Source organism: Peribacillus sp., assembly GCF_059453735.1.
The window spans coordinates 1-4,995 of record NZ_JAZVJO010000338.1 but is presented as its reverse complement, the minus strand read 5'-3'; the positions used below and the strand labels follow the sequence as shown (position 1 = coordinate 4,995).

Genomic DNA, 4,995 nt, shown 5'->3' with positions numbered 1-4,995 from the left:
CGATGCGTAGCTAGTTCAGGGGCTACAGGGAGAATACTTTCGAGTTAGGGAAGAATCAATCTGCTGTAGGGGAGAATGAAATCGCAGTAGGGCTGAATAATGTCGAGTTTGGGCCGAATCAACTTCCATTTGGGCCGAATCAACCACCGTTTGGGCCGAATAAAGTTCAGAAAGGGCCGAATGAAAGCCGAATCAAAGCTTATTAGACTGTATGATAGGCAATTCATGAAGACATCAGATAAAAAAGGGGTTGGTTTTATCCAAAAAGTGTCGCTAAAGGGAAAAAGCGAATCCACTAATACAAAAAAGAAAAGATACACTATTTGCACAAGAGCCCAACCCAGGAACTCACGATGCGTTCTGAATTTATGTGGCAGAATCCAATCGCAGTAAGAATAATCTTCACTAATCAAAACCCCTTTAGAAAAGCAAAAAACAATTGTAGAGATGTGGACAAACATCCTTTCATTTATTAAAACGTTGCAGGATAGTTTGAGCGTGAAAATAAAGATAAGGAAGAGGGGTGTTATCAACTGAAAACGATCTTTGTTAAGGATACGCACAAGTATGGGAGAGGCATCTATGCGGCTCGTGATATTAAAGTGGACGAGCTTATAGAAGTGTCTCCAATTATCATTTCACCGAATAGTGAATGGGAGTTTTTAGAGAAAACGGTGCTTTCAAATTATTTGTTTTCATTGGGAAAATCCAAATCCAAATCCTATTCCTGAGCTTTCTACAATCTGCGAGGTTTTAGAAAGTAATTTAGCTGTAGTTAGAGAAAACACTGGTTGGAGATTAGTACTAAATTATAACGATCCTTTAACAGGTGTACCGATTTCCTCTGATGTAGTAAACGTGGATTTAGTAGGCCGTACAGTATTAGTCGATAATGCAGGGGTTACTAGAACATTTACTTGTAATGAGTTAAGAGGTATTTGGGAGTCTTATGCAATCGTTGGTACGGGTGCAGGTACTCGGAATATTCCTCCTTTATCGTGTAATGTTATATGTGACCTATTAGCCTATAACCTTCGCCAACAAAGAGCTAATGGATGGATAACGTCTCCTTTCGCGCTTTTTGGGACAACCAATTATGAGTTATTAGCTGTGAATCTAGCAACATGTCAAGTTACAGTCAGGACAATAGCATTGCCACCAGCCATTGTCACTCTCACATGTGCAGAGGTAGCTGCTTCTTGGTCAAGTTTTCAAGTATACAATGTTTGATGATCGACTAAATTAGATAGACCTCTAGCTTTTAGTAATGCAAAGCTAGAGGTTTTTCGTTATAGGTGACGAGAGACAGATTACGATATACAATATCTACAGGTAATAAATTATATTAATTAGGATGTGCATATAGATGAGAACCATAACCGCTGAGGAAGTTGCAGGGGGCAAGGCAGTTAAATACATAGATGTATTTGGTCTGCAAGATAACATTTCATTAAAGAGTGAGTTCGAAGGAAAGACATTTTGGATTTACGATTTCTATTGTATGCATCCAACTTGTAATTGTAATAATGTGTACCTGAAATTTATTAATAAAGAGGATAGAGCTGAATTCGGCGTTAGATTTACGTTTAACACGAATCAATTCATCGTAGAAGATAGTACTTTTTCAAAAAAGGAAGCAAGAGACATTGCAGAAGATACGTTGAACAATAGCAGCCAAGCGATTGAATTGTTCAAACAACGTTATTTGCAAATGAAAAAAGAAGGGTCCGCAATCCTTGCAAAAGCTGAAAAGAAACTGAAGCCTATACAAAGCAAGGTCTTAATTGGAAGAAATGATCCTTGTTCATGTGGATCGGGGAAGAAATTTAAAAAGTGTTGCGGTGCAGCTAAATAAACGCCAAAGCCCCCTCTTATCTAAGAATAAGAGGGGGCTTTGCAAACTATTGTTTCACTACAAGTGTCTGATTGTATTCTTCTAATGTTAGATCTTGTTCAGTAATTTCTTGTGCAATGGTCGTACCCACATAGCGTAGATGCCATGGTTCGTATTTATAACCAGTGATATCTTCTTTGCCTTCTGGATAACGAATAATGAAACCATATTCAGCGGCATGCTGCGCAAGCCAGGCAGCTTCTTTTGTATCACCAAAGCAATCCTCTGCCGCACAGGAGCCATCACTAGCAGTCACATCGATAGCCAAGCCTGTTTCGTGCTCGCTTGTACCGGGAACGGCACAATAGCTCAGCGCTGCCTCGAGACCGTCTCTCTCTACATAATAGTTAAAAAGCGATTCTTGGGTAGCGTGAGATCGGTAAGCAGAAACACCTGCTAGGTCCAGACCTTATTTGCTCGCAGCTGTAAATAAACGCTCAATGGCGGATGCTGCCACAGTTTTAAGCATTCTTTTTTCAATTTTCTCTTCAAATGTAAAAGGGATAGATGGATAGACTAAATCATCTGTTTGGTAATCTTGCGGAAGCTTATTTTCTTTATTCACGAGTACTGCACTTTCTTCGGTGCTTTTCTCTACTCTTACACTTTCTTTATGTTCACTTACTTTCACTTTTTCTTCTTCATTTATCGAACAGCCAGAGGCTAAAAAAATAGAAGATAGCAGAACGAAGCTAAGTCGAGCAGAAGACATTGTTATTTCCTCCAATAACCATATTTATTCCCTGCAATTTAATATATTGCAATAATAAACAAGCCGTTTGAATTATATAACAAGCCTTTCCATATTACTAACATCGTAAACCGTAAATAAATACCATTATCTTGAGATATACTCTCGACTAAGTTCACGTTGATATTTATCTAAAAAAAGCCCAAGCCAGACAATCATCAAAATAAATGGATAATCGTGACGAATAACGGTATCGAGTGCTTTTTCCGACCAAAAACGCTCAAAAAAAGCAGAGGCCGAATAAAGAATTAACGTTTGTCTAAGGACGAGGATATGCAGTGAGATCCACAATATCGTCAGTGTATTTGTCCCAAAGCCAATTATCGCAGCACTTAGACTCATTGTTATCGCTATCAAAGCGATTAAAAAGGATGAGGCACCTGAATGGAAATAGTCAGTACTGCTTGTTGATAGTGCATTGTATATAAGGGAAGTGAAGAAAATCGTGGTGCAAAGATAAGCCAGAAACAATAAAGTGCGGCTGCCCTTATACTTAGCGATTAATAATAAAAGAGGAGAAAGAATAATTAATAGACTATTGATAAAGTCCGTTTCCATGAAAACCATTGAATAGATGGCTGTCACTGATAAGATTATGGTAAGGATATCGATAGAACGAAGAATATTCTGAAACATTTTGATATCACTTCTTTCTTTTTAATAGTTTATCGACATAACAAGGTCATATTTTGCAATTTCTAACAAATCTTAGATTGTTACAGAAGCAAGAATGTGGTACAGTAAAAGTAATGTTTATCGGGTTTTAGGAGGTGGATGTATATGCATACTTTATTAGTAACTCTTTTAGTTATTGTTTCAATTGGGCTTATTCTCTGCGTTCTTTTACAATCCGGAAAAAGTGCAGGTTTATCAGGAGCTATTGCTGGTGGTGCTGAACAATTATTTGGAAAACAAAAGGCTCGCGGTCTTGACTTAGTTCTTCATCGCATGACTATTGTATTATCTGTATTGTTCTTTATTTTAACATTATCCGTTACTTATTTCGGCTTATAATTGTAAAGATTCAAAAAGTCTAGCTTAGCTGCTGGGCTTTTTTTTAGTTATTTTCGGTAATTTAGGTGCCAGATCCTTCTTTTATGTCAAAAAAATAGCAAGGGGACTGTTTATCTGATTTAATAGAAGAGGATACTAAATAAGAGTAAGTGTTAGTTATGTATACTAGCTATAGCCTAGTTTCTTCTTAATCAAACGTTTGATTAATTTTAATGGAGGACGGTTATAATTGTGATGTGAATAAAGGAGAGTCTCTAGATGAAAATTAAGCTTCCAAAGCCTTTTACCTTTGAAGGCGGGAAACGAGCAGTCTTAATGCTGCATGGGTTTACGGGAAATTCAAGCGATGTCAGGATGCTGGGTAGATTTCTCGAAGGAAAAGGGTATACTTGTCATGCACCCCACTATTCAGGTCATGGGGTTCCCCCAGAAGAGCTGGTTAAAACAGGTCCTGTTGACTGGTGGAAGGACGTCATGACTGCCTATGATTATTTACGTTCAATGGGTCATAATGAAATAGCTGTCGTAGGCCTGTCATTAGGTGGGGTATTTTCACTTAAATTAGGTTACACTGTACCTGTAAAGGGTATTGTACCAATGTGTGCGCCTATGTATATTAAAAGTGAAGAAACGATGTATCAAGGAGTTCTTACATATGCTAAGGAGTATAAAAGACGCGAAGGTAAAACAGCAGAAGAAATAGAACATGAAATGACAAGCTTTGCAAAAACTCCAATGAATACTTTAAAAGAGCTTCAAAAGATGATCGCCGATGTTCGTGAACATGTTGACCATATCTACGCACCGGTGTTTGTTGTGCAGGGGAGGCATGATCAAATGATTAATACGGATAGTGCCAACATCATTTTTAATGAAATAGAATCAGAAGATAAGCATTTGAAATGGTACGAGGAATCAGGTCATGTTATCACTCTCGATCAAGAGAAGGAACAGCTTCATGAAGACGTTTATCAGTTTTTAGAAAGCTTGGAATGGTCTGATTAACCCTTCGTAATTTTATAAAAAAGAAATACACCCATAAAGGAGGGTTTTTTAGATGGAAGATAAGATACGCTATTTTAACGATAAGCTTCTTTCTTATATGAAAGATGAAGCCTATAAACCGTTAACTGTTCAAGAGCTCGAGGAAGCACTTGGGATTGAAGACTCATTAGATTTCAAGGATTTTGTTAAAGCACTTGTGAAAATGGAAGAAAAGGGAAGCGTGATTCGAACACGTAATAACCGCTATGGACTGCCGCAAAAAATGAATCTCATCAGAGGTAAGCTTTCAGGTCACCCTAAGGGCTTTGCATTTGTAACGCCTGATGAGCCG

4 protein-coding genes and 3 pseudogenes are annotated in these 4,995 nt (G+C 37.9%); 5 read left to right on the top strand and 2 right to left on the bottom strand.

Going from position 1 to position 4,995, the window contains the following annotated elements:
• Positions 1-858 precede the first annotated feature (858 nt).
• Together AC52RT_RS10830 and AC52RT_RS10825 are read left to right on the top strand one after the other, a co-directional pair.
• Complete coding sequence (locus AC52RT_RS10830; RefSeq protein ID WP_495540753.1) at positions 859-1,230, top strand: hypothetical protein; 372 nt, start codon at positions 859-861, stop codon at positions 1,228-1,230.
• 517 nt (positions 1,231-1,747) lie between these two features.
• Positions 1,748-1,855: pseudogene (locus AC52RT_RS10825) on the top strand (SEC-C metal-binding domain-containing protein); the annotation flags it as partial.
• 46 nt (positions 1,856-1,901) lie between these two features.
• Here the strand turns inward: AC52RT_RS10825 and AC52RT_RS10820 are convergent.
• Positions 1,902-2,606 (bottom strand): annotated as a pseudogene (locus AC52RT_RS10820) (M15 family metallopeptidase).
• A gap of 126 nt (positions 2,607-2,732) precedes the next feature.
• The gene (locus tag AC52RT_RS10815; protein ID WP_495540752.1) at positions 2,733-3,281 is read right to left on the bottom strand and encodes a hypothetical protein; all 549 of its coding nucleotides are present in this window, start codon (positions 3,279-3,281) and stop codon (positions 2,733-2,735) included.
• Positions 3,282-3,425: 144 nt separating this feature from the next.
• Between AC52RT_RS10815 and secG the strand changes: the two genes are divergently transcribed.
• The 3 genes and pseudogenes from secG to AC52RT_RS10800 all read left to right on the top strand — a co-directional run.
• Positions 3,426-3,659: a preprotein translocase subunit SecG gene (gene secG / locus AC52RT_RS10810; RefSeq protein ID WP_040375834.1), complete on the top strand. Its 234-nt coding sequence runs from the start codon at positions 3,426-3,428 to the stop codon at positions 3,657-3,659.
• A gap of 258 nt (positions 3,660-3,917) precedes the next feature.
• Positions 3,918-4,664 (top strand): alpha/beta hydrolase, encoded by a 747-nt coding sequence (locus AC52RT_RS10805; RefSeq protein WP_495540751.1) that lies wholly within the window; start codon positions 3,918-3,920, stop codon positions 4,662-4,664.
• Between the two features lie 52 nt (positions 4,665-4,716).
• A pseudogene (locus tag AC52RT_RS10800) lies at positions 4,717-4,995 on the top strand (ribonuclease R); the annotation flags it as partial.